The following is a 3,433-nucleotide window of genomic DNA, read 5'->3' as shown; positions in this document are numbered from 1 at the left end:
AAAAAGCTTATAAACAAAGAAAGCCTTGCAACAATTGTTACAAGGCTCTTCTTTTAAGATTTGGCACCGACCTACTCTCCCACGTGTTACCGCAGTACCATTGGCTCTGGTGGGCTTAACTTCTCTGTTCGGAATGGGAAGAGGTGGACACCACCGATATAGGCACCTAAATGTTTTAATATAAGTGTTAAGTTTTACGTTTTAAGTGATACGTTTTCACGTATTACCTATAAATATAACCTACAACTTAAATGACATATTATTGAAAGAAGTTAAGTTTTGAAGAACAAACAACAGTATGTTGCTTTTGAAAGCTTCGGATGATTAGTATTACTCGACTATGCTGTCACCAGCTTTACATCTATAACCTATCAACGTAGTCATCTTCTACGGTCCTAAATGGAATTCTCATCTCGTGGCTAGTTTCGCACTTAGATGCTTTCAGCGCTTATCTATTCCCAGCGTAGCTACTCTGCAATGCCCCTGGCGGAACAACAGATTCACTAGAGGCTAGTCCAACCCGGTCCTCTCGTACTAAGGTCAGCCCCACTCAAAATTCCTACGCCCACAACAGATAGGGACCGAACTGTCTCGCGACGTTCTGAACCCAGCTCGCGTGCCACTTTAATCGGCGAACAGCCGAACCCTTGGGACCTTCTCCAGCCCCAGGATGTGACGAGCCGACATCGAGGTGCCAAACCTCCCCGTCGATATGAGCTCTTGGGGGAGATCAGCCTGTTATCCCCAGCGTACCTTTTATCCTTTGAGCGATGGCCCTTCCATGCAGAACCACCGGATCACTATATCCGTCTTTCGACCCTGATCGACTTGTAGGTCTCACAGTCAAGCAAGCTTATGCTATTGCACTCCTCATACGGTTACCAAGCGTATTGAGCTTACCTTTGAAAGCCTCCGTTACCTTTTTGGAGGCGACCACCCCAGTCAAACTACCCATCAAACAATGTCTCCCGTTTGTACGGGATTAGACACCGAATACAGAAAGGGTGGTATTTCAACGTTGACTCCACGACGCCTGGCGACGCCGCTTCATAGTCTCCCACCTATCCTACACATCCTGTATCCAATGTCAATGTTAAATTGTAGTGAAGGTGCATGGGGTCTTTCCGTCCCGTTGCGGGTACCCGGCGTCTTCACCGGGACCACAATTTCACCGAGCTCATGGCTGAGACAGCGCCCAGATCGTTACACCATTCGTGCAGGTCGGAACTTACCCGACAAGGAATTTCGCTACCTTAGGACCGTTATAGTTACGGCCGCCGTTTACTGGGGCTTCGATTCAATGCTTCTCCTTGCGGATGACATCCCCTCTTAACCTTCCAGCACCGGGCAGGTGTCAGGCCTTATACTTCATCTTTCGATTTTGCAAAGCCATGTGTTTTTGTTAAACAGTCGCCTGGGCCTTTTCACTGCGGCTGACATTACTGCCAGCGCCCCTTCTCCCGAAGTTACAGGGCCATTTTGCCGAGTTCCTTAGCCATGATTCACTCGAGCACCTTAGAATCCTCTTCCCGGATACCTGTGTCGGTTTGCGGTACGGGTTTTTATAACCTGAAGCTTAGCGGTTTTTCTTGGAAGTCTGTTTACCTGCTCTATCCACTCATCCGAAGACTCGCGGTACTATTAGTTTTCAGCTAGGTCGGCGGATTTGCCTACCGTCCCAATACCTACAACCTTTAACGAACTATTCCGTCAGTTCGCGGCAGTGTCACTACTCCGTCCCCACATCGCAGTTATAAAAAGTACTGGAATATTAACCAGTTGTCCATCGAATATCCCCTTCGGGTTCTCCTTAGGTCCCGACTAACCCTGATCCGATTAGCGTTGATCAGGAAACCTTATCCTTTCGGTGGGCGGGTTTCTCGCCCGCCTTATCGTTACTTATGCCTACATTTGCTTTTCTATACACTCCAGCACCCATTACCAGATACCTTCACTGTATATAGAATGCTCCCCTACCGATATATTTCAATCCCATAGCTTCGGTGATACACTTAATGCCCGTTTATTATCCATGCCCGATCGCTCGACTAGTGAGCTGTTACGCACTCTTTAAATGAATGGCTGCTTCCAAGCCAACATCCTAGCTGTCTGTGCAATCGGACCTCGTTAGTTCAACTTAGCGTACACTTGGGGACCTTAGCTGATGGTCTGGGTTCTTTCCCTCTCGGCGCGTGACCTTAGCACCCCGCGCCTCACTGCAGACCATATTTCATAGCATTCGGAGTTTGTCTGGATTTGGTAGGATTTGACTCCCCCGCACCCAATCAGTAGCTCTACCTCTATGAAACTTAATGTCCACGCTGTTCCTAAAAACATTTCGGGGAGTACGAGCTATTTCCCAGTTTGATTAGCCTTTCACCCCTACCCACAGATCATCCGGAAACTTTTCAACGTTTATCGGTTCGGTCCTCCAGTACGTGTTACCGCACCTTCAACCTGTCCATGGGTAGATCACAAGGTTTCGCGTCTACCTCCTCTGACTATACGCCCTATTCAGACTCGCTTTCGCTTCGGATCCGTGTCTTAAACACTTAACCTTGCCAGAGAAGAGTAACTCGTAGGCTCATTATGCAAAAGGCACGCCGTCACACAACTTGTATGCTCCGACCGCTTGTAAGTACACGGTTTCAGGTTCTATTTCACTCCCCTGTTCGGGGTTCTTTTCACCTTTCCCTCACGGTACTGGTTCACTATCGGTCTCTCAGGAGTATTTAGCCTTACCGGATGGTGCCGGCAGATTCCCACAAGGCGTCTCCGACCTCGCGGTACTCAGGATACTACTAGGCTAACATTCTATACGTGTACTGGGCTATCACCATGTATCGCCGGGCTTCCCATCCCGTTCCACTTCTGTTTGTTAATGCCACATCGTAGTCCTACAACCCCCACTTTGCCGTAACAAAGTAGGTTTGGGCTCTTTCCCTTTCGCTCGCCACTACTCAGGAAATCATTATTATTTTCTCTTCCTCTGCTTACTTAGATGTTTCAGTTCGGCAGGTTTGCTCATTATATGTGACTGGTCTTCAACCAGCCGGGTTGCCCCATTCGGAAATCTTCGGATTAAGTCCTATTTGCAAATACCCGAAGCTTATCGCAGCTTATCACGTCCTTCATCGCCTCTGAGAGCCAAGGCATCCCCCGTGTACTCTTTCTTACTTTCTTCTACTTATACGCCTTTTGCGCCGTATAGTATGCTTTTTTGCTCTTGTTATGATGTCTCATACCTCGCTTTGTATTGCTACGCTGCTCGGTGAGCACAAACAAAACAGTCGCCTATTGTTGTTTGCTCTTCTTTTTTAACTTCTTCCAATATGTCAAAGAACTTTATTAAGGTATAAGGCTGAGGGTATAAAGGTGTAGGGTTTAATGGCCCCAACCTAAGCCTATAGCTTATTCCTTATTAGTAAAAATC

Annotated in this window: 2 rRNA genes; both read right to left on the bottom strand. The window is 47.5% G+C overall.

The features are described 5' to 3' along the window. Positions 1 to 58 precede the first annotated feature (58 nt). Positions 59 to 170, bottom strand: a 5S ribosomal RNA gene (gene rrf, locus LUA86_RS19145). A 135-nt stretch (positions 171 to 305) separates the two neighbouring features. Then, positions 306 to 3,183 (bottom strand): 23S ribosomal RNA (locus LUA86_RS19140). Between the last annotated feature and the right edge of the window lie 250 nt (positions 3,184 to 3,433).

It is taken from the genome of Pedobacter sp. Leaf132, from assembly GCF_920984695.1.
In the GTDB taxonomy this organism is placed as follows: Bacteria; Bacteroidota; Bacteroidia; order Sphingobacteriales; family Sphingobacteriaceae; genus Pedobacter.
This window is presented reverse-complemented; position numbering and strand designations above follow the sequence as displayed.